Genomic DNA, 26,560 nt, shown 5'->3' on the forward strand with positions numbered 1-26,560 from the left:
TGTATACGTGCGATCCAGACGTCCACTGAACTCATACGAGTTCGTGGAACGTCAGTGAACCATATACAGTCGGGTGACACTATGTCACTTGACACCGTTGGAGGTTCCTTCCGGAACCGTCCAACAACACTACTGGCTACTGTGCCAGCTGGTGAATGGCTCGGCTCGAGAGCCGACGAAGGACGTGCCAAGCTGCGAAAAGCTCGTGGGACCCGCATGGAGGGAAAGAACACGAGATTTCCGAATCGGAATCCGTTTACAATTGCTTTGCGCAATAGGGAACTCCCTGAATTGAAACATCTCAGTAAGGGAAGGAAAAGAACGCAACCGCGATGTCGTCAGTAACCGCGAGTGAACGCGACACAGCCCAAACCGAAGGTCTTCGGACCAATGTGGTGTTCGGGTTGACAACCAAAACGCGACCTACTCTCAGAAGTCTCCTGGAACGGAGCGTGAAACAGGGTGACAACCCCGTACGAGAGTGCAGTACCGTTGGCGTCAATACCAGAGTAGCAGGGGTCGGATATCCTCTGTGAACAACTCAGGCATCCCCTGAGAAGGCTAAACACTCCTCGAGACCGATAGCGAACAAGTAGCGTGAGCGAACGCTGAAAAGCACCCCGAGAAGGGCGGTGCAATAGGGCCTGAAATCAGCTGGCGATCGAGCGACAGGGCGTACAAGGCGTCTCTCAAAACGACCGAGAAGCGATTCTCTAGTAGGAAGAGAGACGAGCCGACGTCGTGTCGTGCGTTTTGAAAAACGACCCAGGGAGTGCACTTGATTGGCAAGTCTAACTCGTGAACCGAGGAAGGCGCAGGGAAACCGATACGGCCGCAGCACATACGTGCGAGGGCCACCGTGTTCAAGCGCGGGGAGTCAATTGGGTGCGACCCGAAACCAGGCGATCTATACGCAGGCAGGGTGAAGCGTGGCGAAAGCCACGTGGAGGCCCGTTAGAGGTGGTATTCTACAATATCCTCTCGTGATCTGCGCATAGGGGTGAAAGGCCCATCGAGCCTGGCAACAGCTGGTTCCAACCGAAACATGTCGAAGCATGACCTCTTCCGAGGTAGCCCGCGGGGTAGAGCTACCGATTGGATGACCCGCCTCCGAGAGGAGTCGGCCATCCTGTCAAACTCCAAACCCGCAGGCGCCGTAGACGAAGGGAGTCCGGTGTGCGGGGTAAGCCTGTGCACCATGAGGGGAACAACCCAGAGCCGGGTTAAGGTCCCAAAGTGTAGATTAAGTGCGATTCGAAGGTGGTCTCAAGCCCTAAACAGCCGGGAGGTGAGCTTAGAAGCAGCTACCCTCTAAGAAAAGCGTAACAGCTTACCGGCCGAGGTTTGAGGCGCCCAAAATGATCGGGGCTCAAATCTACCACCGAGACCTGGCCGTGCCCATCACAGGGCAACCGCGTAGGTTGGCGTTCTGTTCGGATGGAAGCCCGGGCGAGAGCTCGCGTGGACCGTTCAGAAACGACAATCCTGGTCACAGTAGCAGCGATAGTCGGGTGAGAACCTCGACGGCCTGATGAGCAAGGGTTCCTCGGCACTGCCACTCAGCCGAGGGTCAGCCGGTCCTAAGATGCACCGCAACTCGACTGCATCAACGGGAAACTGGTTAATATTCCAGTGCCATCGTGCAGTAAACGTCGACGCCGTGTGGAACGCTGAGCCGGGCCTTCGCCCGGTCGAATCATGGAAACTCGTGGAAGCCGTCACGGCACGAAGCGAGCGAACCGTGAGATAGCGCAAGTCAGCCGTACATAGGGCCCGTGAAAAGACAAGCACGATGTCCGTACCGAGATCCGACACAGGTGCTCTGGCAGCGAAAGCCACGGCCTGTCGGGAGAACCGACGTTAGGGAATTCGGCAAGTTAGTCCCGTACCTTCGGAAGAAGGGATGCCTGCTCTCTACGGAGCAGGTCGCAGTGACTCGGGCGCTCCGACTGTCTAATAACAACACAGGTGACCGCAAATCCGCAAGGACTCGTACGGTCACTGAATCCTGCCCAGTGCGGGTATCTGAACACCTCGTACAAGAGGACGAAGGACCCGTCAACGGCGGGGGTAACTATGACCCTCTTAAGGTAGCGTAGTACCTTGCCGCTTCAGTAGCGGCTTGCATGAATGGATAAACGAGAGCGCCACTGTCCCAACGTTGGACCCGGTGAACTGTACGTTCCAGTGCGGAGTCTGGAGACCCCCAAGGGGAAGCGAAGACCCTATAGAGCTTTACTGCAGGCTGTCGCTGAGACGTGGTCGCCGATGTGCAGCATAGGTAGGAGACATTACACAGGTACCCGCGCCAGCGGGTCACCGAGTCAGCATTGAAATACTACCCGTCGGTGACTGCGACTCTCACTCCGGGAGGAGTACACCGGTAGCCGGGCAGTTTGACTGGGGCGGTACGCGCTCGAAAAGATATCGAGCGCGCCCGAAGATCATCTCAGCCGGGTCGGGAATCCGGCGAAGAGCGCAAGAGCACAAGATGGTCTGACAGTGTCATTCCCAACGAGTGACGCTGACGCGAAAGCGTGGTCTAGCGAACCTACGAGGCTCCGGAATGGGGCCCGTAGATGACAGAAAAGCTACCTTAGGGATAACAGAGTCGTCACCCGCAAGAGCACATATCGACCGGGTGGCTTGCTACCTCGATGTCGGTTCCCTCCATCCTGCCCGTGCAGAAGCGGGCAAGGGTGAGGTTGTTCGCCTATTAAAGGAGGTCGTGAGCTGGGTTTAGACCGTCGTGAGACAGGTCGGCTGCTATCTATTGGGGGTGTCAAGGTACTTGACGTGAACAAACGTATAGTACGAGAGGAACTACGTTTGGTCGCCACTGGTGTACCGGTTGTGTGAGAACGCAATGCCGGGTAGCCACGCGACACGGGGTAAGAGCTGAACGCATCTAAGCTCGAAACCCACATGGAAAAGAGGTACCGTTGAGGTCACTCGTAGAAGACGAGTTCGATAGACTCGGGATGTACGCACCGAGGCAACGAGGTGTTGAGTCCACGAGCACTAACAGACCGAAGCCACAATCATACGGCACTGACACCACACTCGCATGAGTTCAGGCGGTAACTGGATCGCACGTATACACGGTCGGCCGATCGCGAGATCGGAACCACCGACACAGGCGTCTCTCAGCGGAGAGGCTCGGTTCGAATCCGAGCGTCGGCGTAAAGGCGGCCAGAGCGGTGGGGGAACACCCGTACCCATTCCGAACACGGAAGTTAAGCCCACCAGCGTACCGGGAAGTACTGGAGTGAGCGATCCTCTGGGAACCGCGGTTCGCCGCCTGCCCATTCATAGGGGCGATTGCCCCACACGATTTTTTTGGAGACGCGTAGCGCGAGCGGTCGGCAGAGTTGACCGTGGTACGACCCCGGCAACCGCGGTGCGACCGGTTTACGTCACCGATCGCCGCGAAGCAGCCGAATTTCAATATTGAGATGTCTACCCATAAGTTTATGAATTTTGTCGCTGAAGCTAACGTCACACATGGCCGTTCCGACGGACCCTGATCACGACGTCACGGTGCGACTGTCCGCGACGGGGCAGCCACCGGTTCGTGACGATGTGCCGTCGGAACGAGTGATCTCCGTGCTGTTCGGAACCGGAATCGAGGAGTGGCGACGCGGGTGGCGCGACTCGCCCGGGTCGGGGCCCTCCAGCGAGGCGATCGTCTCCGCGAGCGACACCACCCGGGGATCGACGGCGACGACACAGGTCGTTCCGGGACGGCGGCTCGCGTACACGATGCTTGACGCGTCCACCGAGCTCGATCGCGTGGTCGACGCCGTTTCGACGTACGTCGCCGATTCCGAGGGGGAAGTGCCCTCGATCGTCGTTGACGACATCGTTCCGGTGGTGACCGACAGAGGAGTCGCTGCGGCTCGGTCGTTCGTAACGGGGTTGCGCGGGCTGTCCGGCGTCGACGACGTCGTCGTCGGGTGTTCGTATCGTCCCGAAGTGGCCGCGGACGTCCGATCGCTGTTCGATCCGACCGGCGACGTGGGAAGCGTTGACCATCCCGTCGCGGGAGCCCTGGACCGACTGCACCGTGACGACCCGACGACGTTCGGGTACGTGCGCCGCCACTGGGCAGAGGCGCGCGAGGGGGTGGAGCGCTGTACGCGGAATTACCCCCAGTCGCGGCAGGTCCACGCCGCCCTCTCCGACCCGGAGACGACGCCGCGGACGCTCGGCGCGACGCTGTCGGGGCTCGTGCGGCTCGGTGTGCTCGACACGTGGGGGGAGACCGTCGGCTCGACGCGGTACGATCTCACCGCGTACGATCGAGATCGGATGTGGGTCGTCGGGGCCGTCCTCGCGGCGTCGGCGGACGAGACGGATCCGGACGGCGGACCGGGGACGGTCGGCGACGACTGACCGGTGGACGCGTTCGTCCCGCCCGATTCACTCCGTCTCGTCCTCCGGCGTTGAAGTCGGGGGGTTGAGTTCGTGTGACACGACGGTACCGTCCGATTCGAGCGTGACGGTCCCCAGCGTGACGGTCGTCTCTGCCTCGAACCGTTCGGCGATGGTCCCGAGAACGACCTGCTGATCGAGCAGGTCCCAGACGGTCTCTGCGACCAACGATTGGAACGCCTCGGGGTCGGTCCACCCGGAGTCGACGTCCGACGGGACGTGAACGACGAACTGGAGTTCCGTATCGGTGAGGTGGATCCCCACGCCGAACGTGTCAGCGCACATGCGTCGCCGTTCGAACCGGAGTCGCAAATCTCCGTCGGCACGTTACCGAAGGCGACGACTCGTCCCGAAACCCGTAAGCGACGGGGGGCGAAACGACCGACGACGATGTCCGCCGACCCTCGCGTCCCACCGACGGCCGCCCTCGCGACCGCGGTCGTCGCCGTGAGCGCCGGGGCGATTCTCGTCAGGCTCAGCGCGGCGCCGAGTTCGGTGGCCGCGTTCTACCGCGTCCTGTTCACGACGCTACCGCTCCTTCCGGCCGCAATCTGGCGGTATCGGACCGAGTTCGTCCGAATCGGCCGCCGCGATCTCGCGTTCGCGACGCTGTCGGGGGTCGCGCTCGCGCTCCACTTCGCCGCTTGGTTCGAGAGCTTGGAATGGACGAGTGTCGCGGCGAGCGTCACGCTCGTCCAGGCGCAGCCGGTGTTCGTCGCGCTCGGCGCGTGGCTGCTCCTCCGAGAGCGCGTGACGCGCCGAATGGCCCTCGGCATCGCTGTCGCGGTCGCGGGGATGGTCGCGATGTCCGTCGGCGACCTCCTCGGCGGAGTGCTCGTCGGTCCGCGACCGCTCTACGGGAACGGATTGGCGCTGTTCGGCGCGGTGACGGCCGCCGGCTACGTCCTCGCCGGTCGCTCGCTCCGGCAGCGCGTCTCGCTCGTCCCGTACGTGGTCGTCGTCTACGGCGTCTGTACCGTGGCGCTCTTCGCGGTCGTGCTAGCAAAGGGGCATCCGCTCGGCGGGTATCCACCCCGTGAGTGGGCGCTCTTCGCGGGGCTCGCACTGGGCCCGGGACTGCTCGGTCACACCGTGCTCAACTGGGCGCTCGCGCACGTCGAGTCGAGCGTTGCGTCCGTGTCGCTGCTGGGCGAACCGGTCGGCGCGACCGTGCTCGCGTTGGTCCTTCTCGCCGAGGTTCCGACTCCGATCACGCTGGTAGGGGGCGCCGTCGTCCTCGCTGGGATCGCGCTGACGTCGACGGGGACGGCGAGCTAACGTTCTCACGGCCGATATTCGGGCGTTAACGTTGAAATGTTATCGGCCGGACCTATCTGTATGCCTCGTCGTTCCGCCGTCGTCTACGTCGGTGACGACACGAACGTCCGCCGCCGCGTCCGCGAAGCGGTCGCGGACGCGTGGAGCGCCCCCCGGACGCCGGAGTACGGGGTGGCCGCCCCGGCGGCGCTAGCGCCAGTCGCGGAGGAGGAGCGGTCGCCGCTCGCCGACGCCTGCGGGATAGTCACCACGGCCGATGCCCTCGCGTCGGGAGACGTTCGGAGACGCCTCGCGGCGACCCCCGAGAGCGTGCCGGTGATAGTCGCCGTGGAGGAGCCGGGAGTCGAACTGACCCGCACCGTCATAGACGCGGGCGCGGACGACGTCGTCCGCGTCGATCCGAACGAGCGAGCGGAAACTGACGGAAGTTGCACCGACTCACTCGTCGAGCGCCTCCGGGACGCGATCGAACCCGCGCTGACGCGACTCGGCGCTGACGACGTCGTACGGCTTCGGGAGGCGCTGCTGGACGCCGGTACCACGCTGATGAGCACTCGGTCGGACGAGGTCGAGACGAAAATCGTCTGGACGATGGAGCAGGTCGGCCGGCAGGTCGAGGTGGACCGAATCATCTGTTACTTGGACGCTGGAGACGCGTTCGAGCCGGCGTATCACTGGTCCTCGGGGAACTGCGACCCCGGCTCGAAATCGTACGCGGAGTTTCCGGGTCCCGAGGCGCTGTCCACGTTCGAGAACGTCGTCCGTCCACCGATCTCCGCCGGTAAATCCGGGGACGCGACCCCGACCGACGAGGGTCCGCTGTCGGACACGGGATCGCCCCCGGGCGCGAACGCCGGTTCGGTTCCGGGTGCCGGGGACGGAGCCCCGCCGGCGACGGTTCACGTCCCGCTCGTCAGCGACTGGGAGCTCATCGGCGTCCTCGCGTTAGAGACCGATGAACCGCGAGCGTGGACCGAGGACGAAGTCGCCGCGTACCGCACCTTCGGCGACCTGATCGCGCACACCCTCGCGCGGAACGAACGCCGGCTCGAACTCCGTCGCCAGACGGAACGGCTCGAGCAGTTCAGCGCGGTCGTCTCTCACGACCTCCGGAACCCCCTCAACGTCCTCTCCGGGTACCTCGACCTCGTCGAGGACGACGTCGCGCGCGCGGAGTACGAGGCGATGGAACGCGCGGTACACCGGATGGAGACGCTCATCGAGGACCTCCTCATGCTGGCGAAGCGCGGCGACGCGATCGACGAGACGGAGTCCGTCCCGGTGGCGTCGCTCGCCGAGGGCGCTTGGGACTGCGTGCGGGCGCCGAAGGCGACGCTGACGGTCGGGGACGACGTCGGTCACGTGGAAGCCGATCCGGAGCGTTTGCGGCAGCTGTTCGAGAACCTCTTCCGGAACGCCGTCGACCACGGCGGGCCCGATGTCAACATCGAAGTGGGAACCGACGGCGGTGGCTCGGGCGCGCGTGGGCTGTACGTCGCTGACGACGGACCGGGGGTACCGCCCGACGCGCGCGACTCGCTGTTCGACTCGGGGTTCTCGACCGCCGGGAGCTCGGGGCTCGGGCTCGCGATCGTCGACCGGATCGCGGACGCCCACGGCTGGGTGCTCGAGGTTCGAAACGACGGCGGTGCGGTGTTCGAACTCACCTTCGGAGCGGAGACGGCGGCCGCTCCCGCCTGAACCGGCGAACCGCCCGCTTCCACGACCGTTACGCCTCGAACCGCTCGATCGTCCGCCGGTGTCGGTCGCGGAACATCCCCTCGAACCCGACCTTCGCGAAGGGGCCGGCGACGTCGCCGAGCGGGCCGAGCGGGAGCCGGTACGAGACGCTGTCGACGAGGAGGGTCTCCTCGCCGTCGGCGTAGAAGGCGTGGGTGTGTTCCCACCGACGGAACGGGCCGCCGACCATGTCGTCGACGAAGCGCGCGCTCTCCTTGACCGGGGTGTCGCCGTCGGGCTTCCGCTCGACGATTCGGGAGACCCACCGCTGTCGGGGCCCGACGCCGAACGGTCGCATCGACATCCGTATCCGCGATCCCTCGACGAGCACCGCCGGGTCCGGCTCCCCGTCCGGCCCCTCGACGCCGGCGATCCGGAGGTTCATCCAGTCCGGTGTGAGTGCGCGGAGGCCGTCGATCGTGGAGTGAAACGCCCACACTTCGTCGATGGGGGCGGGCACGCGGGTCGTCCGGCGGTACGTCGGCATACACCCGCTACGTGGCGACCGGTCAAAAACCCCGCTTCGCCCGTGGGAGTTGCCGCCGATCGGTCCCGACGTCTCGGACGCGACGTCGCTGGCCACCGCCGGTACCGAAATCCGAATACGGCTGCGACCCTCTCAGATCGGTAATGGAACGAGGCGCGATAGATATCGCGGACCTGGACGGGCCGTTCGATCTGCAGGCGACCGTCGAGAGCGGTCAGAGCTACCTCTGGAACCGCGCGGACGGCGAGACGTACGCGGACCTCCACGCCCACGGCGGCGACGACTGGTACGAGACGGTCGTCTCCCCGATCCCCGGCGTCGTCGACGAGCGCGTCCCGCTGCGGGTCAGACACGAGGGCGGGGTCCACGACGGGAGGCTCCACTGGGAGTCGGCGATCGACGCCGTCCCGCTCCTCAAACACCTGTTCCGGCTCGACGACGACCTGGACGCGATCCTCGACGCGACCCCCGACCTCCCCCTGCTCGAACGAGCGTACGACGCGTACGAGGGAATGCGGCTCACTCGCGATCCGGCGTTTCCGTGTCTGATCTCCTTCATCTGCTCGGCGCAGATGCGCGTCGCGCGGATCCACGGGATGCAGCGCCGCCTCCGGGAGACGTACGGCGACGTCGTCGAACTCGACGGAGCGGCGTACCACGCGTTCCCGACGCCGAAGCAGCTCGCCGCCCGGACGGAGGCGGAGCTTCGCGACCTCTCGCTGGGCTACCGCGCGCCCTACGTGCAGCGGACGGCCGAGATGGTGTCGTCCGGCGAGGCGGACCCGCTGGCGGCGGCGGAGCTCCCGTACGAGGAGGCGCGCGAATCGCTGACCCGGTTCGTCGGCGTCGGGGACAAGGTCGCCGACTGCGTGCTGCTGTTCTCGCTCGGCTTCCTCGAGGCGGTGCCGCTCGACACCTGGATCCGGACGACGATCGAGGAGTACTACCCCGACTGCGAGCGCGGCGGCTACGTCGAGACGTCGCGGGCGATCCGCGAGCGCTTCGGCGGCGAATACGCTGGATACGCCCAGACGTACGTGTTCTACTACCTCCGGGCGGGCGGCGAGTGAGTCGGGACGCTCGCGCGCGGTCGTCGTTTCGACGTTTCGACCTGTCGGCCGAAGTTTCATACTCGCGCGTGTGGTACACGTCACCGTGATGGACTGCCGAGTCGTCGTGGAGGCCGCCGTCCCGGTGTACGACGTCGGGACCGCTGACGAAGCCGTCCGGATCGCGATCTCGAAGACCGGCGAGATGCTGAATCCGGACCTCAGCTACGTCGAGATAGAGACCGGGAGCCGCACGTCTCCCGCCGGCGAGGAGCTGCCGCCGGCCTTCGTCGCCGCCGACGAGGCGCTCGTCGCGCTCGAACTCCGCATGGACGTGTTCAACGTCGAACGCGCCGAACACGCCAGCCGGGTCGCGCGCAAGGAGATCGGCCAGCGCCTCCGGAACATCCCCCTGAAGGTACTCGACGTCGAGGAGTTCGAAACGGACGACGAGGGGGACGACGAGTCGGAGTCGCTACCCGACGACGGGCCGTAACGCGCCGGCGACCCCGAGCGAGACCGTGGACCGGAGCGAGTCGGACAGCCCTTGGTGTCGACGTCGCTCTCGCGGGCCGAGAGATCCACCGGGTCGACTACCGACTGAGCGAGTGCCGACTACGCGAGCGTCGACTGCGCGGGAGGCGAGCCCGCGAGTACGGCTACCGCTCGGCGAGCGGGGAAGGACAGGAAGCGGGACGAAATTTCAGTCTGCGGTCGGGGCCAGCGGCTCCGATTCGGACTCCTCCATCGGCTCCGTGATTCCCTCGGTCAGCTTAAAAACGGCCGCTTTGTGGTCGGTCTTCGACTTGTGAATCGATGTCGGCTTGACGCCAAGTTCTTCGTAGGCTTCGAGGTCAATATCCTCGTTCCAGAATTCGCACTGTTTTCGTACCTCCGCGAGAAGGCCGTGAAGATGGATGAGCTCCTGCTTCTTCATGAGTAACAGCCCTTTGCTACCGGAGGTTTATATTATTATCTTGAGTCACGTTACCATGCAACTTTGCGTATTCACCGGATACGAGGCGTAGACGGGTCTTTTCGGGTTATCGATCGGGAAGGATTCGTTCGCACGCGCCCGCTGAGGGGGCCCGAGACGGAGAGCCGTCCCGCCGCGGAGCTGACTCGGTTTCGAAGGTCGCGTGCGACTTACTGGAACTGCTTGACCGCCTCGAGGTCGCGCTCGGTCCGCATGAACTCCGTCAGCCGGCGGGTCGCGTGACACTCGGGGCAGCTGAAGTTCGAGCGGAGGCTCTGGAGATCAGCGGGGTTGTCCTGCCATTCCTTCGTACACTCCGGACAGACCAGTCTGACGAACGCATCCACCATGGCCTGCCGTACACGCGGCCGGGTTAAAAGCGTACGTGGCGAGGGCTATTCGAACGCGCTCGAACGCGGGAAGAAATGACAGGGAGAGAACGGATCGAACGGCGGTGTTAGGCCGCCAGCCCCTCGCTCGCTTCGAGGAGCTCCTTGTACCGGTTCCGGATGGTGACCTCGCTGATGTCGGCCACGTCGGACACCTCGCTCTGGGTCACCTTCTCGTTCGAGAGGAGCGCGGCCGCGTACACTGCGGACGCGGCGAGCCCGACCGGGGACTTCCCGCTCGTGATGCCGGACTCTTTCGCGCCGTCGAGGAGCTCGCGGGCCAGCCGCTGGGTCTCCTCGGAGAGCTCCAGCCGCGAGACGAACCGCGGGACGTAGCTCCCGGGGTCCGCAGGCTGGACGCGAAGCCCGAGTTCGCGGATGACGTAGCGGTACGTCCGGGTGAGCTCCATCTTCTCGACGCGGGAGACGGCGGTGAACTCGTCGAGGCTCCGGGGGTTCCCCACCTGCCGGGCGGCCGCGTACAGCGACGCGGTCGCGACGCCCTCGATGGAGCGGCCGGGCAGGAGGTTCTCGCTCAGCGCGCGGCGGTAGATGACCGAGGCGGTCTCGCGGACGTTGTCCGGGAGGCCGAGCGCCGAGGCCATGCGGTCGATCTCGCCGAGCGCCTGCTTCAGGTTGCGTTCCTTCGAGTCGCGGGTGCGGAACCGCTCGTTCCAGGTGCGGAGCCGCTGCATCTTCTGGCGCTGCCGGCTCGACAGCGACTTGCCGTAGGCGTCTTTGTCCTGCCAGCCGATGTTCGTCGAGAGCCCCTTGTCGTGCATCATGTTCGTCGTCGGGGCGCCGACGCGCGACTTGCTGTCCCGCTCGCCGGAGTTGAACGCGCGCCACTCCGGCCCGCGGTCCACCGAGTCCTGTTCGACGACGAGCCCGCAGTCGTCGCACACCGTCTCGCCGTGCTCCGTGTCGGTGATGAGGCTCCCGCTACACTCGGGGCAGGTCGTGGTCCGCTCCGCCGTCGTCGACTCCGTTTCCTCGGATTCCGTCTCGGTCGTTCCGCTTCGATTCGTTCGTTCTCGCTCCGTCTCCCCGCCGTAGTCGCGCGTACGTGTTTCTGTCATGGGTTCTCTCCGATCGAACTCCCGACCGAAATACTGGTGCCGGGCTCGCCGATTCGTTAACCAATAGTAAGTCACCAGAGTATATAAATGTGACGTGTTTAAAGTTACCACACACCTCATTTAACGGCCCATATAGGCCCGATACCGCCCGTTTCCGTATTATCGCATCTTCGTCGGGATCGGCGGCCGGATGACGACCGAATAGTTACAGTATATAAATCATGACGGAACGGCGACCGACCTCCGTTCGGCGGCGGCTCGATCGCCTCCGCGCTAGCGATTTCGGCTCACCGGGAACGCCACGCGACCGGGCGCGTCGTTGAAACGGTCGAGGATCCGCTCGTTCAGCCGGTTCTTCACGCGCTGCCGCGACGCGGATGCGCGAGGTACCGGACGCGGAGCTCCACCCACGACTCGCCCTGCGTCACGTTCACTATCGGACGGTCGTGCACCTCCAGCTCCACGGGCGTCTCGGCGAGGGCCTCCCGGTACGCCGCGATTCCGGCGGCCATCTCGTCGCCGATCAGGTCGCTCGCCTCCTCGGCCATGACCTCGCGCGCGAAGTCGAGATCGGTCTTGTAGGCGACCTGGACCCCGACCTCGTTCCACACGTAGGGGGAGCCGCCCCCGCCGAAGTTGACGACGTTCGAGGAGAGCACGACGCTGTTGGGCACCGTCACCACGCGTCCCGACGGCTGGTTCGTCGTGACGAGCTCGCCGTTGATCTCCCACAGCGTCGTCACGAGGAAGTCGACGCCGATCACGTCTCCCTTCGCGTCGTCGATCCGGACGCGGTCGCCGACGCCGTACGGTTGTTTCACGGTGATGTACACCCACGCGATCAGCGACAAGAGGGGCTGTTGGAGCGCGAACGTGACCGCGAAGCCGATGACCCCGAGCGAGAACAGGAGTCCGAGCCAGTTCTCGGTCAGCACCGCGAGCGTCGCGATCGTCCCCACGAAGCCGAAGACGAGTCGCAGGAGGTTGCGCGTGTTGTACGTGCGCCGCTTGTTCGCCGACCGCATCAGGACGCCGACCGCGAGGAGGTACGACCCGTACAGCAGCGCCCCCACGGCGACAACGAGCAGCGCCCGCCCGACGACGAGCGTCGCGGGGTAGCCACCCAGGTCGGGCCAGCCGCCGAGGACACCCGTCGTTTCGACGATCGTGCCAACGGCGGCGGCGACGACGCCGAGCGCGACGGCGGCGACGCGAGTGGACGTCTCACGCTAGCCGCTCGCAGCCGACCGGCAAAACGGTTGTGACGTCCGGTCGTCCGATCCGACCCCGAGTCGCCCCGCTACGCCTCGTCGCCCGTGACCCGCGTCAGCGCCCCCGCCAGCACCTCGGTCGCGGCCGCGCAGTCCTCCCAGTCGGTCCACTCGCGGGGGTTGTGCGAGATCCCGTCCCGCGAGGGCGCGAAGAGGAGGGAGGCGTCGGTGACGCGGGCCACGCGCATCGCGTCGTGCGCCGCGCCGGAGTGGAGGTCGAGCGCGTCCCGTTCGGCGTCCGCCGCGGCGGCGTGGGCGGCCTCTCGGAGGCGCTCGCTCATCGGCGTCGGCGCCACGTCGAAGGGGCGGTCGAACGACGTCTCGACCCCCCGTTCGCGCTCCAGTCGGGCGAGCGACTCGCGCGCGGCCGAGACGATCGCGTCCATCGATTCGGTCTCGACGTCGCGCACGTCGACGCCGGCCTCGACGTGGCCCGGAACAACGTTCGTCGCGTTCGGCGAGACGGAGAGCGACCCGACGGTGCCGACCGCGGAGACGCTCGACTCGTCGACGACGTCGTTCGCGGCCGCCTCCACGTCGAGGACGAACTCGCTCGCGGCCGCGAGCGCGTCGGTCCGGTCGCCCATCGCGGTCGCGCCGGCGTGGTTCGCCTCGCCCTCGACCGTCACCTCGCAGTGGGTGATCCCCGTGATCGTCGTCACCACGCCGGCGTCGGCGCCCGCCTCCTCCAAGACGGTGTCCTGCTCCACGTGGAGCTCGTAGAACGCCGCCCACGACGCGGGGTCGATCGCGTCGTCGCCGCGGTAGCCGATCCGGTCGAGCGCCTCGCCCAGCGTCTCGCCGGCGTCGCTCTCGTACGCGAGGGCCTCGTCGACGGCCGTCTCGCCCGTCGCCACCGACGACCCGAGCAGCCCCTCCCCGAAGGTGCCCCCCTCCTCCTCGGTGAAGCTGACGACGCCGACCGGTCGCGCGGGTTCGACGCCCGCATCCCGCATCGCGCGCACGGACTCCAAGGCGGCGTACACCCCGAGCGGGCCGTCGAAGATCCCGCCCTCAGGAACGCTGTCGAGGTGGCTCCCGCTCACGACGGGAGCAGCCTCCGGGTCCGCTGAGTCGGGGACCCACGTTCCGAGCACGTTCCCGACTCCGTCGACCGCGACGTCGAGGCCGGCCGCCTCCAGGCGCTCCACCAGCCGGTCTCGCGCGGCCGCGTTCGCCTCGCTCCCGGTCCGGTTCGTCCGTCCGCGCCTCTCCGGGTCGTCGTACTCCACGCGTCCGAACGCCGCGTTAGCCTCCAGGTCCGCGCGGAGTCGTTCGGCGTCGACTGGCAGGTCCATGCGCGGATCGGAGGGCCGCCGGAGCAAAACGGTTCATGGTCGGCGCGGGACCGGGCCCCAAAGACACTTATTACGCCCCCGAGTGATATCGGCCGATGTCCCCGATACTGCTGCAGGAGGCCTTGGCCGGCGGGATCGCCTTCCTGTTCGGTCTGCTGGTGCTGCTCGTACAGCTCGCCATCATCGTCTGGATCTACTCGGACGCGCAGCAGCGTAGCGACCAGCCCGCGTTCCTCTGGGCCATCGTCGCCTTCCTCGCGCCGCTGCTGGGCCTCGTGCTCTACTTCATCATCGGTCGGACTCGGTAGGCGCTCACACCCCCCGCAGGAGGCTCGTTACGCCGACCGTCTCGGCGATCATCCACGCCACGAACAGCAGGTACGTCGCGAGTAGGATGTACGACTCGCGGCTCGTGAGCGACAGGTCCGTCCGGAGCGCCGCGAACAGCAGGACCGTCGCCGCCGTGAGCACCCCGAACATCGGAACGGCCGTCGAGAAATTCACCTCAACGCGGCCGACGATGAGCACGCCCAGCGGGATGGCGACGAGGAGGTCGAACGTGTTCGAGCCGAGCACGTTCCCGAGGCTCGTCGCGCCGCGCCCCTCCTGCGCCGTCCGGAGGCTCACCAGCGTGTCGGGGAGGCTCGTCGCCGCCGCGACGATCGTGACGCCCGCGAGGAACTCCGGGATGCCGAAGGTCGTGCCGAGCGACTCCACCGACGCGACCAGCCGCTCGACGGTCACCACGATGACGAGCAGTCCGGCCGCGAGCTTCCCCCACTCCCGTCTGACGTCGACACCGTCGCGCACCGTCTCGATGTCGGCGTCGCCCACGTCTTGGTACTGAATGAACAGGTAGAGCCCGTACAGCGTCAGCGGGATAAGCGCGAGCGGCCGGGTCAGCTCGCCCGCGATCGCCTCGGCGGGAACCGGGACGTAGATGACCGCGAGCGAGAAGGTGACGACGAGCGCCGCGACGGCGATCATGTAGAACTGCGCCTCCTTGTACACGATCGTCCGGCTGGACTCCAAGGGGCCTTGGGCGCCGATCCCGGCCAGCGCGGGGATGACGAGCACGTTGAAGATGGCGGAGCCGACGAGCGCGCCCACGCCCATGTCGAAGACGCCGACGAGCGCGGTGACGAGCACGCTCACCAGCTCCGGGAAGCTCGACCCGACGGCGACGACGATCGAGCCCTGCACGACGGCCGGCAGTCCGTAGTACGCGGAGAGCGTCTGGGCCGACTCCTCGATCCACCCGCTGCCGACCCAGATGGCCGCGGTCGCTCCGGCGATCACCGCGACGTGGAAGAGTGGCGAGTCCGGGAGGATGCCACCGAACACCGCGTTACCGGACGTGCCGTCCGGCGAGCTCCCACAGGCGGTCGGCGATCTCGTCGTCGAGGTCGTCCCGAGTCACGCGCCACTCCCAGTTGCCGTCGACGGTCCCCGGCTCGTTGAACCGCGACTCGCTGCCGAGCCCGAGCAGGTCTTGCATCGTCGTCACGGCGAGCACAGCCTCGGAGTCCCACACCTCGTCGATGATCTCCCACTCGGGCGCGCGGTCGCCGTCGGCGCCGACGTTGTACCGGAAGCAGTCCCGCTGGCGCTCCGGGAGGTCCTCGAAGTAGCCGATCCACGTGTCCGTGTCGTGGGTCGAAGTGTAGCCGACGACGCCCTCGGGGTAGTGCATCGGCTGGTACGGGTTCCCCTCCTCGCACCAGTCGGCGTACTGGGAGACGCGCATGCCAGGGAAGCCGAACTCCGCCATCAGCTCGTTCATCGCCCGCTCCTCGAACCCGAGGTCCTCGGCGATGAACGGGGCCTGTCCCAGCTCGCGCTCCACCGTCTCGAACAGGTCACGCCCCGGCCCCTCCCGCCACTCGCCGGCGGCCGGGTCGTCGCGGTCGGCCGGGATCGCCCAGTACTTCACGAACCCCAGGAAGTGGTCGAGCCGCGCGACGTCGGCGAGCTCGAACAGCCGCCGGAACCGCGCGATCCACCAGTCGTACTCCCGCTCGGCGAGCCGATCCCAGTCGTAGACGGGGTTCCCCCAGCGCTGTCCGTCGTCGCCCGGGTTCGGCGGGACGCCGGCGACCGCGGTCGGACGGTTCCCCTCGTCGAGTCGGAACGCCTCGGGCTTCGCCCACACGTCGGCGGAGTCGAGCGCGACGTATATCGGCACGTCGCCGACGATCGAGACGCCCTCCTCGGCCGCGACCGATCGGAGCTCGCGCCACTGCCGGTCGAACGTCCACTGGACGAACTCGCGGAACCGGACCTCGGTCGCGCGTTCCTCGCGCGCCTCGGCGAGCGCCTCGGGGTCGCGGGTTCGGATGGGTTCCGGCCACTCGACCCACGTGTCCTCGGGCCGCGCGTCGGCCAGCGCCCGGAACAGCGCGTAGTCGGCGAGCCAGGGCTCGCGATCGCGGAACGCGTCGAGGTCCGCCTCGTCCTCCTCTCCCGCTTCCGCGTCGAACCGCTCGAATGCGTCGCGCAGCAGCGGGAGCTTGTACTCCCGGACCGCGCCGTAGTCGACGCGGTCGTCGGGGAAGTCGGGGACCGGTTCGAGGTCGGACGAGTCGAGCCAACCGTCGGCGACGAGCCCGTCGAGGTCGATCAGGAGGGGGTTGCCGGCGAACGCCGACGGCGACTGGTACGGCGACTCCCCGGCGGCGTGTATCGTCGGCCCGAGCGGACAGATCTGCCAGTGGTCGACGTCGGCGTCGCCGAGGAACGAGAGGAACGCCGCGGCGCCGTCGCCGAGGTCGCCGATCCCGTGTCGTCCCGGCAGCGAGGTGACGTGGCAGAACACGCCGTCGGAGCGGTCGAATCGCATGCGTCTCCCTGTGACCCCCACCGACTCAAGCGTTGCGTCCGAACGGGGGGCTCGGATGTCGCGGCCAGGCGGCCGACTCAGTCGCCGCGGCCCGCGCGCCAGACGACCGCGTCCGCGGTCTCGAGCGTGACGACCCCCGCGTCCGATCCCACCGAGGCGTCGGTGTCGGGCGCCGCGAGCGCGACGGTCCAGTCGGGCGCCCCGTCGCGCTCGCCGCCGTCGTCGCGCCCGGCGACGCCGAGGTCGTCGAGGACGTCCGTCGGCGACACCTCGACTGGGGTTCCCTCCACGTTGCATGCGACGAGCAGCGCCTCGTCTCCGTCGGGGTCGCGTCTGAGCGCCTGGTACACCACGGTTCCCTCCGTCGGATGCCGGTAGCCGAACGCCTCGCCGCGGTCCGGGTCGACGTCGCGGCGGAGCCAGGGCCGCGACTGGCGGAACTCGCGGACGCGGCGGTCGAACGCGGTCCGCGCATCGCCCTGAGCGTCTTCCCAGCGGTCCAAGACGAGGTACTCGGCCACGTCGGCGCTCCAGGCGAACGAGAACGCTTGGAGGTCGGTGGCGGCGAGTTCGCCGCGAGCGTTACCTCGAAGGGGGGTGCCCTTGACCGACAGCAGCTCCGCGATCAGGTCGAGGTCGTAGTCGGTCGCGTCGACCAGGGCCGCGAGCGTCGTGACGAACTCCCTCAGCTCGGCGCGCGTCTCGAATCCGAGCTGTTTCAAGCGCGTGAACGAGTCGCGCTCGCCGTACGCCCCCTCCGGGACGTGCCAGTCGATCCACGGCGCCTCCTCGGCGACGACCTTCACGTTCCACGTCGGGTCGGTGTCCCTGACGAACCCCCACGGCGCCCGGTAGTTCGCGTGGAGGAAGTCCATCGGGACGCCCGGCATCGCGACGTGGAACCAGACGAGCGCGGCGGGGCTGTCGTACGCCTCGCGGATCGTCTCGGGCGGCGAGTCGGCGAGGTACGGGTTGATCAGCGCGCCGCCCCAGTCGTCGGTCACCTCGACCTGCGAGCCGCGACGCAGCGTGTCGTGGTTTGCGACGCCGGTGATCCACTGGCTTCCCATCTCGCCGACCTCGCGCATGCGCCACCACTTCGTCGCCCAGAACGTGAGGAGCGCGGGCTTGTTGTGCGCGAACGTCACCGGCGACCACTGGAACGCGTGCGGGTGCTGCTCGATCAGCGTGCGGTACGTCGACGCGAGCTCCCAGTCCTCCCGCGGCCACGGGCGGCCGTCCTCGTAGATCATCCACGGGCGGTACTCGGTCCCGGCGACCTCGTGGGTCACCCGGTCCATCTCGGCGAGGAACGCGTCGTCGTGGACCTGCTCGCCGGTCTCCTCGTCGTGGTACGTGAAGTCCTGCGCGCCGTCGATCCGGATGCCGTCGGCGCCGAAGTTCGCTTTCCGGCGCTGTAACTCGAGTATGATCGCCCGAACGACGGGCTGGCGGTAGTTCAGGTGGAGGCCGTACATCCCCGGCCCCTCGAAGAACGGGTCGGGAAGCAGCTCCGCCGCCGACTCGTCCGCGTGCCCGAGCGCGACGTCGAAGACGACCCGGATCGGGTCGGGCATCCCGTGGCAGGCGGCGATGAACTCGACGAGCTCGTCGGGCCGTCTCGTCTCCAGTATCGCGGGGTTCGCCGCTCCGAAGCCGCTCACAACGACGTCGTACCCCCAGTTGGTCTGGTCGGGGCGCTCGACGCCGACCCTCGCGCGCTCCATGTCGCGCTCGCGGTCGAACGCCGACGCGGGGTCGACTGGCGCGTCGTCCGACCCGCCGCCGCGCTCCGGGCCGGACCCGCGAGCGTCCTCGCCGTCTCCGGGCTCGTACGTTCCGCCGGGGCGCCAGTACCACTGGCGCCCGTACGCCTGCGTTAGCGGCTCGACCGGCATGAGCTGGATCGCGTCGTACCCGACGTAGTTCCGCTCGTGAGGTGCGAGCGGCTCGCCGGTTCGGAGCTTCTCGCCGATCGCCTCGAACCGCTTCGCGAGCGCCGCGAGCGACCCCGATTCGGTCGACGTGCCGGGGTGGATCTCAACCATGCTCGTCGCGGGGTCAATCCGCGGGAGCCCGTCGTCTGCCGTCGTCGGGAGCGCCTCCTCGTCGGTCCCGAGCGAGTCGAAGTGGTCGCCGTCGGGGCGCGTCGCGTCGAGGCGCGGCCAGTCGTAGGCCTCCGCGGGCGCGAACGCCCCGAACGGGAGCGAGTACGCGAGTGGGTCCCGAACCGTCTCCCATTCGTCGCCGCCAGCGGTCCGGTACACGAGCTGATACAACGCGCCGAGCCGGTCGCGCGTCCCGAGCGCGATCCCGTCGACGGCGACCCAGTGGAACTCTTCGTCGCGCTCCACCGGGAGCCGGTCGACGCGAAACGTGGCCTCGCGGAGGTCGTCGCGGCCGGGGTCGACCGCCGTGTCGTCGCCGTCGCCCCCGTCCTCGGCGACGGGAGTGAACAGCTCCAGTCGCACGTCGTCGACGGGGACGCCGGCGTCGACGAGGTCGGGCGTCCAGAAGCCGAAGCCGACGCCCTCGGGCGGGTCGGTCGCCGGGTCCGCGCCCTCAGGTCTGATCGGATTCGCGCCGAGGCGCTCGGCGAGCGACCGGGCCGCCTCGAACCGATCGGCCGCCGCCTCGCGGTCGGCCCGCGCCCGCTCGACGAGGGCTTCGGTCCGGTCGGGGAGCGTCTCGCGCGTTCGATCGCGCGACGCGTCCCCCGCGTCCCCCGCGTCCCCGCTCATCACTCCGTCTCCCTGACGATAGCGACCTCGTCGACGCGGATCCGCTCCGTCCCTTCCCCGTCGACGACGACGCACGACTCCCCGGTGACCAGGTCGCGGTCCGTGTGGTCGGCGTCGACCGCGACGCTGGCCTCGTCGGGCGCGAAGTTGAGGACGACGATCAGCGACTCCGCGCCGTCGCTCCGGCGGAACGCCACCACGTCGTCCGGGTGGACGTCGCCGCTAGCGACGATCGGCCGCTCGCTCAGGTCGCCGCTGGCGACGTGGTACCCCACCCGTTCGAGGCCGCCCTCGGGCCCGAGCGCCGGGTGGTCGTCGCGAGTCGAGAGCAGGCGCTCGTAGCGATCTCGGACCTCGTCGCGCGCGTGCTCCCACGCGATCGCGTCCCGGCGGCCGCGCTGACCGATCTCCTGTCCGGCGTACACCATCGGCACGCCGGGCAGGGTGAACGTCGCGGCGCCCGCGGCGGCCGCGGCGGCGTCCCCGCACTCGACGCGGTAGCGCGTCTCGTCGTGGTTCTCGATGTACTGGAGGAAGCCGGCGTGGTCGGGGAAGCCGATCTCCGCGCGCTGGTCGATCGCGTCTAACACCGAGGCGGCCGGCTCGGCGCCGCGGCCGACCTGCCGGAGCTGGAAGTACAGCGTCGCGTCGAAGTGGATGTCGAACATCCCCTCGTGGAAGCCGGGGATGTACGGGATCGTCTCGTCCATCAGCAGGAACTCGCGGTCGATGTCTTTCACCCGGTCGCGGAGCTCGCGCCAGAACGAGTCGGGGACCGCCCACGCCATGTCACAGCGGAACCCGTCGACGAGCGGCGCCCACTCGTCGATCACGTCGAGGAGGAACCGCCGCACGTCGAGGTTCGCGTGGTTCAGGTTCGCGATCAGCTCCCAGTCGAAGTACGTCCCCGGCTCGCCCGACTCCTGCCACTCGAAGCGGTCGCGGTACGGAGAGTCGGGGTTCCGGTAGGCGTCCTCGAACCACTCGTGGTCGCGTGCGGTGTGGTTGGCGACGAAGTCGAACAGCACCCGCATCCCGTGGTCGTGGGCGGCCTCCACGAGCGCCTCGTACTCGTCGCGGTCGCCGAGGTCCTCCGCCACGTCAAAGAAGTCGACGATGTTGTAGCCGTGCGGCTTCCCGTCGTGCTGGAGCACGGGCGTGAGCCACAGCGTGTCGACGCCGAGGTCGGCGATCTCCGGGATCCGCTCCGCGATCGACTCGAACGCCTCGCCCTCGTCGGCGTCGGCGAACGTCCGGACGTACACCTCGTAGACGGTCGCGTCCGCCGTCCACTCGGGCGGCTGGTTCAGTCGGACCGTCTCGAAGGCGGGGCCGTCGGCGTCGACGGGGGTCGTCAGGTCCGGGTCGGCGGTCTCGTCCTCGTCAGCGTCCGCGAGCTCGCTCCGGTCGGCCCGCTCGACGGCGACCGCGTCGGCGACGCTCACCCGCTGTTCGCGACCCGGCTCGCGGGCGACGGCGACCGCGTGGACGCGGAGCCGGTCCGGGACGGCGTCGACCGGAATCCGAAGCGCGCGTCCGTCGTCGGTCGTCCGGAACGCGTCCCGCGGGTTCCGCCGCCCCTCCGCGACCGCTCGCTCGACGTCGCGATCGTCGACGACGAAGGTGACCGCGAGCTCCGACGCGTCGAGGGCGGACTCGGGGTTCGGTGTCGGCGTCGCTCGGACGACGACCTCGGCGCGCTCTCCCTCGCCCGCTGCGTCTCCGCTCGCTCCGCCCCCCTCCGCCTCCTCGACGGTCGCGTCGAGCCGGACGCGGGGACGGCCGACGCCCTCGTGGGGCCGCTCGGCGCCGTAGTCGATCGCGGCGTGGTCGGCGTCGCGGTCGCGGATCGCCGTGCCGCTGCCGCCGGCGACGTCGACGCCCTCGTAGCTCGCCGCGAACGCGCGGACCGTCAGGAGGTGGTCGCCGTCGGGCGCGTCGAGGCCGAGGCGGTACTGTCCGGGGACGTCCGGCGTGAACTCGGTTACCGAGTCCTCGCCGACTGTCGCCTCGCTGTCCGGCGGCGCGTCGGCGACGCGCCACTCGTACTCCGCCGTCGGGTCCGGGTCCCGCGGGGCGAGCTGCGTCGTCTCCCCGGTCGAGAGGAATCGGGGGGGTCCTGGGTGGTGCATGTGCCATCCATCGGCACCCGGGGTATTCGTTGTTCCCCTTCGCCGGATCGCGGCGAAACCGGTCGGTCGCCTCGTTCGTCAAGGCTTTTACCGAGGGAATCGCAGGGCGACTATGCGACTGCGAACCGCTCTCACGGAGCACGAACGTCGGCGCGGCGAGCGCTATCCGGCGGAGCGTCCCACGACCGCCGGCGCGTTCACGGGCGACGACGGCCGTCTGGTCCACGTCGGGCCCGACGGCACCGTCCACGACTGTTCGTACTCCCTGTCGGGAGTCGGCGGGGCCGACCGGCTCCGGATGGGGATCACGGCCGGCCGCGGCGTCCGCTGGTTCGACGATCTCACGACGACGCGACAGCACTACGACGAGGACACGCCGCTCGTCGAGACCGAGTACGACGCGGGCCGGTACACGATCCACCAGTTCGACCTCGTCGTGAGCGACACCCACCTGACGCACATCGAACTGCGGGGCGCGCCGCCCGCGGGCGCCGAGCTCGTCGCCGCCTGCGCGTTCTCGCCCGACATGGTCGAGGGCCGCGTCGGCAACCTGGTCCACGAGGGGGCCGGACCGGACGACGGGAGCGTCGTCGAGGTGTACCACCGCTCCGAGCACGACTTCCTCACGGCGTCGACGGGGCTCACGGCGGCGCACGGCCAGCGGCTCCGCACGATCACTGAACTGCTCGGCGAGGGCGGGGCAGGGTTCCCCCACCGCGGGGAGATCGACCAGCGCGAGGACTCGCGGCTCACCCCGGACGTCGTCGTCCGCGCGCCCTTCGAGCGCGACGGCCGGACCGAGCGCGTCACGCTCGCGAGCCGGGCCGTCGTCGACCGGCAGGAGACGCGCGAGACGGGCGACGACGCGTTGGCCGCGCTCTCCGACGGTCCCGACCGCCGCCGGCGGATCGAGGAGCTCTCTCGGATCGCGACCGCCTACCCGGACGCCGACGACCTCCGCGAGGCGGCGGCCGGCCGTGGGCCGGAGGTGCCCGAAGACGTGCCGCGGCGGGACGTGATCAGGAGCGACCTCCGGGCGCTCGACCTGCTGACGGCCGAGTCCGGCGCTCGGATCGCCGCCCCCGAGTTCGACCCCTTCTACTCGACCTCCGGCGGCTACGGCTACACCTGGTTCCGCGACGAGGCGGAGACCGCCACGGCGCTGTTGACCGCGAGCGAGGAGGTCGGCCTCGACGCCGACGAGGAGCTGCTCGCGACCGCCTCCTTCTTCTGTCGCACGCAGGACGCCGACGGCTCGTGGCCCCACCGCGTCTGGGCCGACTCCGGCAAGGTCGCCCCCGGCTGGGCGAACGCCAGGATCGAGGGCGCGAACGGGACGGCCGGACCGAACGACCAGTTGGACCAGCCCGCGTCCGTGGTCGCGTTTTTGGCCCGACTCCGCCGGACGACCGACCTCCCCGAGGAGTGGCGCGAGCGGATCGACGCGACGATCGCCGACGCGGTCGCCTTCCTCCGCGAGACGACCGAGGACGACGGGCTCCCCCGGCGTTGTCAGAACTGCTGGGAGAACGCCCTCGGGCGGTTCACCCACACCGGCGCGGCCTACCTGCGCGCGTTCGCCGCGGTCGCCCGTGCCCCAGTCGACGACGAGACGCGCGTCGCGGCCGCGGCGGCGGCCGACGAGGCGATCGCCGGGCTCGACGACCGCTGGAACCCCGACACCGAGCGGTTCCCCCAACGGGCGAGCGCGGAGAGCCGCGACGACCGTGCGGACGCCAGCACGTTCGCGCTGGCGAGCGCGACCGTCGAGTACGCGGCCCTCCGCGAGGAGCGCGCGGACGTCGACGGCGCGGTCACCGACGGCTCCGGCGCGGCGGTCGCAACGGCCGACTTCGAGGCGTTCCTCGACCGCGTGGAGAGGCACGTCCGGAACTCGATCGAGGCGCTCCGCCGGGAGACGGCCGATGTCGAGGGGATCGTCAGGTTCACCGGCGACGACTGGCGCACGGCCGAGCAGGGCGCCGCGAAGGTGTGGTCGATCGCGACGCTGTGGGGCGCGACGGCCGCCGCCTCGCTCGGCGGGCTCGTGCGTGAGCGCGACGGCGACGCCGACGAGTTGTTCGGGGCGGCCCGAGACCTCTACACCCTCTGCGAGCCAGACGGTCACTTCGTCAACGACGCCGGGCTGTTCGCCGAGCAGGCGTTCGACGACGGGGACCTCGACGGCGCGACGCCGATCGGGTGGTCGCACGCGCTCCGGATCGAGGCGACGGTGACGCTCGCGAAGCACGGCGCGCTCCCCGTCCCGCACGACCGACCGACCGGACCGAGCGAGGCGCCCCACTGGACGACGGGCCGGAAGTTCGGCGTCGGGACCCCCGCCGACCACGAGGCCGACGACCCGGTCCCGGTCTGGTTCACCCTGACCGAGGGGGCGCTCACCGAGGCCCGCTTCCCGCGGATCGACGTGATGAACGTCCGCACGTTCGACTTCCTCGTCGCCGACCCGGAGACGGGCCACACCGTCCGGACGTTCGACGAGACGAGCCACGTCACGGCGACGGAAACTGTGGAGCGGACGACGGAACCGACCGCCGGCGACGCGCTCGCGTACACGCAGACGATCCGCGAGACCGGCGACGGCCACGGCCACGAGTGGACGCTGACCGTCGAGTACGCCGTCGACACCGACGGTGACGCGGTCCTCGCGGACGTCGACTTCGAGGGCGAGGGTGAGTACGACGTGTACGCGCTGGTCGACACGACGATCACGAACGTCGGGACGAACGACCGCGGCGACCGCGTGGCGGGCGCCGACGGGTACCACCTCCTCGCGCGCAACGACGACGCGGCCGAGCGGAGCACGGGGAAACTCGTCGACGACGGCGGCGACTCCTTCGAGGTCGCGCTCGCGCTCGCCAGCGACGACCGGTTCGAGTGGGCCAGCGTCCTCTCGGCCGGCGGTGACGAGGCCGACGCCCTGTTCAGCGAGGGGGAGCGCGGCGACGGCACCGCGGAGGGGACCGGCAACGTCGTGCTCGCCGGGCTCGTCGGGAGCGGGACCGCGGTCTCCGACACGGTCGCGCTCGGCTTCGCCGAGAACGCCGACACCGCGGCCGCGCTCGGCGAGGCCCGCGGCGCAATCTCGCGCGGCTTCGACGACGTCTCCGCCTCCTACGTCGAGACGTGGCGCGACTGGCTCGCCGGCCGGGAGTTCCCCGACTCGGTGACCGGCGACGCGGAGCTGGAGGCGCAGTACCGCTTCGCGCTGATGACCCTCGCGGCCGTGGAGGACAAGCGCCACGACGGCGCGGGGATCGCGAGCCCGTCGGTGCCGTGGGGCGAGACGGAATACGCCGCCGAGGACCGCGGCTACGGCTACAACTTCGTCTGGTCGCGCGACCTCTATCAGGTGTTCACAGCGCTGATCGAGGTCGGCGAGGTCGAGCGGGGCGCGAACGCGCTCGCGTACCTCTACAACACCCAGCAGGACGACGACGGCTTCCTGCCGCAGAACACCTACATCGACGGCCGCACCCGCTGGGGCGGCGAGCAGATGGACAACATCGCGTTCCCGTCGGTGATGGCGTGGCAGCTGTACGAGCACGGGACCGCGCCGGCCGACGCCGACTACACCTACGACCAGGTCCGGCGCTCGCTCGGCTACATCGCGGCGAACGGTCCGGAGACGGCCCAAGAGCGCTGGGAGGAGGAGGCCGGCTTCTCGCCGTCGAGTATCGCCGCCGAGATCGCCGGACTCGTCTGCGGCGCCGCCCTCGCGCTCGCGGAGGCGGGCCGGATCGAGTCCGGCGGCGGCCCGGCTGGCGGCTCGCGCGACGACCCCGCCCCCGACGAGCTCCGCGCCGACGCGCTCGCGTGGCTCGGGCTCGCGGACGATTGGACCGCGCGCGTCGAGGAGTGGTGCGCGACGTCGACGGGGACCGATCGGCACGCCGAGACGCCGTACTACCTCCGGGTCACCGCGGACGGCGACCCCGACTCCGGGCGACCGCGGACGATCGCCAACGACGGGCCGACCTACGACGAGCGGGAGATCGTCGACGGAGGCTTCCTCGAACTCGTCCGGCTCGGGGTGAAGCCGGCCGACGACGAGACGGTCCGGAACTCCGTCTCCGTCGTCGACGAATCGATCCGCGTCGATACGCCGTACGGCCCCGCGTGGTACCGCTACGTCGGCGACGCCTACGGCGAGATCGCCGCCGGTGACCCGGGCGCGCCCTGGGCCGGCACCGGCGACGGCCGCGGCCGGCTGTGGCCGATCTTCACCGGCGAGCGCGGCGAGTACGAGCTCCGCGCCCGCGCCGACGGCCCCGACGCCTTCGGCGGCACCGAGGAGGCCGAGCTCGAACCCGCCGCCCTGCTGGAGACGATGGCCGGGTTCGGCAACTCCGGGCGGATGCTCCCCGAGCAGGTGTGGGACCGCGAGCACCCGACCGACTACGGCTGGGAGTTCGGCGAGGGAACCGGGGGGGCGACCCCGCTCGCGTGGTCGATGGCGGGCTACATCCGGCTCGCGCACGGCGTCGACGCCGGGGAGCCGGTCGAGACCCCGACCGTCGTCCGTGAGCGGTACGTCGAAGGCGACCGCCCCGCGGGGCCCGACCTCACCGCCGCCGTCGAGTACGCGGGCGAGGACCTCGTCGTCTCCGGCGAGACCGACGCCGAGGCGGTCGCGGTGTACGCCGCCGACGGCTCGACGCTCGCGACGCCCGACGACGGCGCGTACGAGGTCCGACTGGACGCCGACCTCGACGCCGACACGGTGGTGGTCGCGGCGGCGACGGCCGACGGCGGCGACGCGGACGCGGCGCTCGCCGACTTCGGCGGCGCCGGCACGTCAGTTAAGCGGCTTCGGCTGTAACGGA

17 protein-coding genes, 2 rRNA genes and 1 pseudogene are annotated in these 26,560 nt (G+C 68.9%); 9 read left to right on the forward strand and 11 right to left on the reverse strand.

Features of this window, described 5'->3' with window-relative positions:
• The first annotated feature begins 127 nt into the window (after nt 1–127).
• The 3 genes from DJ74_RS02480 to DJ74_RS02490 all read left to right on the forward strand — a co-directional run bounded on the left by DJ74_RS02480 (nt 128) and on the right by DJ74_RS02490 (nt 4,395).
• Nucleotides 128–3,044: ribosomal RNA gene (locus DJ74_RS02480) — 23S ribosomal RNA — on the forward strand.
• A gap of 140 nt (nt 3,045–3,184) precedes the next feature.
• Nucleotides 3,185–3,306 (forward strand): 5S ribosomal RNA (rrf, locus tag DJ74_RS02485).
• 198 nt (nt 3,307–3,504) lie between these two features.
• On the forward strand, nt 3,505–4,395 hold the full coding sequence (locus tag DJ74_RS02490; protein WP_094522457.1) for a hypothetical protein: 891 nt from the start codon (nt 3,505–3,507) through the stop codon (nt 4,393–4,395).
• Between the two features lie 27 nt (nt 4,396–4,422).
• On the opposite strand, the gene DJ74_RS02495 is transcribed toward DJ74_RS02490, so the two are convergent.
• Nucleotides 4,423–4,719: a hypothetical protein gene (locus DJ74_RS02495; protein ID WP_094522455.1), complete on the reverse strand. Its 297-nt coding sequence runs from the start codon at nt 4,717–4,719 to the stop codon at nt 4,423–4,425.
• 105 nt (nt 4,720–4,824) lie between these two features.
• Between DJ74_RS02495 and DJ74_RS02500 the strand changes: the two genes are divergently transcribed.
• Entirely contained in the window at nt 4,825–5,712 is an 888-nt protein-coding gene (locus tag DJ74_RS02500; protein ID WP_094522453.1) for a DMT family transporter, read from the forward strand.
• 60 nt (nt 5,713–5,772) lie between these two features.
• Nucleotides 5,773–7,413, forward strand: coding sequence for an ATP-binding protein (locus tag DJ74_RS02505; protein ID WP_094526212.1), 1,641 nt, complete (start codon nt 5,773–5,775; stop codon nt 7,411–7,413).
• Between the two features lie 28 nt (nt 7,414–7,441).
• Here DJ74_RS02505 and DJ74_RS02510 read toward each other — a convergent pair whose 3' ends face one another.
• Nucleotides 7,442–7,939, reverse strand: coding sequence for an SRPBCC family protein (locus tag DJ74_RS02510; protein WP_094526215.1), 498 nt, complete (start codon nt 7,937–7,939; stop codon nt 7,442–7,444).
• Between the two features lie 143 nt (nt 7,940–8,082).
• On the opposite strand from DJ74_RS02510, the gene DJ74_RS02515 reads away from it, so the two are divergent.
• The gene (locus DJ74_RS02515) at nt 8,083–9,009 is read left to right on the forward strand and encodes a DNA-3-methyladenine glycosylase (RefSeq protein WP_094522447.1); all 927 of its coding nucleotides are present in this window, start codon (nt 8,083–8,085) and stop codon (nt 9,007–9,009) included.
• Nucleotides 9,010–9,097: 88 nt separating this feature from the next.
• Nucleotides 9,098–9,484, forward strand: a complete 387-nt coding sequence (locus DJ74_RS02520; protein ID WP_094522445.1) for a DUF555 domain-containing protein — start codon at nt 9,098–9,100, stop codon at nt 9,482–9,484.
• A 207-nt stretch (nt 9,485–9,691) separates the two neighbouring features.
• On the opposite strand, the gene DJ74_RS02525 is transcribed toward DJ74_RS02520, so the two are convergent.
• The 5 genes and pseudogenes from DJ74_RS02525 to DJ74_RS02545 all read right to left on the reverse strand — a co-directional run bounded on the left by DJ74_RS02525 (nt 9,692) and on the right by DJ74_RS02545 (nt 14,001).
• Complete coding sequence (locus DJ74_RS02525; RefSeq protein ID WP_094522443.1) at nt 9,692–9,925, reverse strand: UPF0058 family protein; 234 nt, start codon at nt 9,923–9,925, stop codon at nt 9,692–9,694.
• Between the two features lie 209 nt (nt 9,926–10,134).
• Nucleotides 10,135–10,314, reverse strand: coding sequence for a hypothetical protein (locus tag DJ74_RS02530; protein WP_094522441.1), 180 nt, complete (start codon nt 10,312–10,314; stop codon nt 10,135–10,137).
• Nucleotides 10,315–10,421: 107 nt separating this feature from the next.
• Nucleotides 10,422–11,432, reverse strand: a complete 1,011-nt coding sequence (locus DJ74_RS02535; RefSeq protein WP_094522439.1) for a transcription initiation factor IIB family protein — start codon at nt 11,430–11,432, stop codon at nt 10,422–10,424.
• Nucleotides 11,433–11,705: 273 nt separating this feature from the next.
• A pseudogene (locus DJ74_RS02540) lies at nt 11,706–12,660 on the reverse strand (mechanosensitive ion channel family protein).
• Nucleotides 12,661–12,732: 72 nt separating this feature from the next.
• Nucleotides 12,733–14,001, reverse strand: a complete 1,269-nt coding sequence (locus tag DJ74_RS02545) for a Zn-dependent hydrolase (RefSeq protein ID WP_094526218.1) — start codon at nt 13,999–14,001, stop codon at nt 12,733–12,735.
• 95 nt (nt 14,002–14,096) lie between these two features.
• On the opposite strand from DJ74_RS02545, the gene DJ74_RS02550 reads away from it, so the two are divergent.
• On the forward strand, nt 14,097–14,309 hold the full coding sequence (locus DJ74_RS02550; protein ID WP_094522434.1) for a PLDc N-terminal domain-containing protein: 213 nt from the start codon (nt 14,097–14,099) through the stop codon (nt 14,307–14,309).
• Nucleotides 14,310–14,313: 4 nt separating this feature from the next.
• On the opposite strand, the gene DJ74_RS02555 is transcribed toward DJ74_RS02550, so the two are convergent.
• The 4 genes from DJ74_RS02555 to malA form a co-directional block, all read right to left on the reverse strand.
• Entirely contained in the window at nt 14,314–15,345 is a 1,032-nt protein-coding gene (locus DJ74_RS02555) for a sodium:calcium antiporter (RefSeq protein WP_094526222.1), read from the reverse strand.
• 4 nt (nt 15,346–15,349) lie between these two features.
• Complete coding sequence (gene malQ, locus DJ74_RS02560) at nt 15,350–16,840, reverse strand: 4-alpha-glucanotransferase (protein ID WP_094526225.1); 1,491 nt, start codon at nt 16,838–16,840, stop codon at nt 15,350–15,352.
• 77 nt (nt 16,841–16,917) lie between these two features.
• Nucleotides 16,918–19,581 carry a glucosylglycerol hydrolase gene (gene gghA / locus DJ74_RS02565; protein WP_094526228.1) on the reverse strand — a complete coding sequence of 888 codons (2,664 nt, stop codon included), beginning with the start codon at nt 19,579–19,581 and terminating at the stop codon, nt 16,918–16,920.
• Nucleotides 19,581–21,713, reverse strand: coding sequence for an alpha-amylase MalA (malA, locus tag DJ74_RS02570; RefSeq protein WP_094526231.1), 2,133 nt, complete (start codon nt 21,711–21,713; stop codon nt 19,581–19,583). Before malA ends, gghA begins: the two co-directional genes overlap by 1 nt.
• A gap of 112 nt (nt 21,714–21,825) precedes the next feature.
• Between malA and DJ74_RS02575 the strand changes: the two genes are divergently transcribed.
• Complete coding sequence (locus DJ74_RS02575) at nt 21,826–26,556, forward strand: glycoside hydrolase family 15 protein (RefSeq protein WP_094526233.1); 4,731 nt, start codon at nt 21,826–21,828, stop codon at nt 26,554–26,556.
• Nucleotides 26,557–26,560 lie beyond the last annotated feature (4 nt).

The organism is Halorubrum sp. Ea8, from assembly GCF_002252925.1.
In the GTDB taxonomy this organism is placed as follows: Archaea; Halobacteriota; Halobacteria; order Halobacteriales; family Haloferacaceae; genus Halorubrum.

What these genes read in the sequence shown, in the direction of transcription:
- DJ74_RS02490 (WP_094522457.1), top strand. Translation starts at nt 3,505, where the DNA reads ATGGCCGTTCCGACGGACCCTGATCACGACGTCACGGTGCGACTGTCC.
- DJ74_RS02495 (WP_094522455.1), bottom strand. Translation starts at nt 4,719, where the DNA reads ATGTGCGCTGACACGTTCGGCGTGGGGATCCACCTCACCGATACGGAA.
- DJ74_RS02500 (WP_094522453.1), top strand. Translation starts at nt 4,825, where the DNA reads ATGTCCGCCGACCCTCGCGTCCCACCGACGGCCGCCCTCGCGACCGCG.
- DJ74_RS02505 (WP_094526212.1), top strand. Translation starts at nt 5,773, where the DNA reads ATGCCTCGTCGTTCCGCCGTCGTCTACGTCGGTGACGACACGAACGTC.
- DJ74_RS02510 (WP_094526215.1), bottom strand. Translation starts at nt 7,939, where the DNA reads ATGCCGACGTACCGCCGGACGACCCGCGTGCCCGCCCCCATCGACGAA.
- DJ74_RS02515 (WP_094522447.1), top strand. Translation starts at nt 8,083, where the DNA reads ATGGAACGAGGCGCGATAGATATCGCGGACCTGGACGGGCCGTTCGAT.
- DJ74_RS02520 (WP_094522445.1), top strand. Translation starts at nt 9,098, where the DNA reads ATGGACTGCCGAGTCGTCGTGGAGGCCGCCGTCCCGGTGTACGACGTC.
- DJ74_RS02525 (WP_094522443.1), bottom strand. Translation starts at nt 9,925, where the DNA reads ATGAAGAAGCAGGAGCTCATCCATCTTCACGGCCTTCTCGCGGAGGTA.
- DJ74_RS02530 (WP_094522441.1), bottom strand. Translation starts at nt 10,314, where the DNA reads ATGGTGGATGCGTTCGTCAGACTGGTCTGTCCGGAGTGTACGAAGGAA.
- DJ74_RS02535 (WP_094522439.1), bottom strand. Translation starts at nt 11,432, where the DNA reads ATGACAGAAACACGTACGCGCGACTACGGCGGGGAGACGGAGCGAGAA.
- DJ74_RS02545 (WP_094526218.1), bottom strand. Translation starts at nt 14,001, where the DNA reads ATGGACCTGCCAGTCGACGCCGAACGACTCCGCGCGGACCTGGAGGCT.
- DJ74_RS02550 (WP_094522434.1), top strand. Translation starts at nt 14,097, where the DNA reads ATGTCCCCGATACTGCTGCAGGAGGCCTTGGCCGGCGGGATCGCCTTC.
- malQ (WP_094526225.1), bottom strand. Translation starts at nt 16,840, where the DNA reads ATGCGATTCGACCGCTCCGACGGCGTGTTCTGCCACGTCACCTCGCTG.
- gghA (WP_094526228.1), bottom strand. Translation starts at nt 19,581, where the DNA reads ATGAGCGGGGACGCGGGGGACGCGGGGGACGCGTCGCGCGATCGAACG.
- malA (WP_094526231.1), bottom strand. Translation starts at nt 21,713, where the DNA reads ATGCACCACCCAGGACCCCCCCGATTCCTCTCGACCGGGGAGACGACG.
- DJ74_RS02575 (WP_094526233.1), top strand. Translation starts at nt 21,826, where the DNA reads ATGCGACTGCGAACCGCTCTCACGGAGCACGAACGTCGGCGCGGCGAG.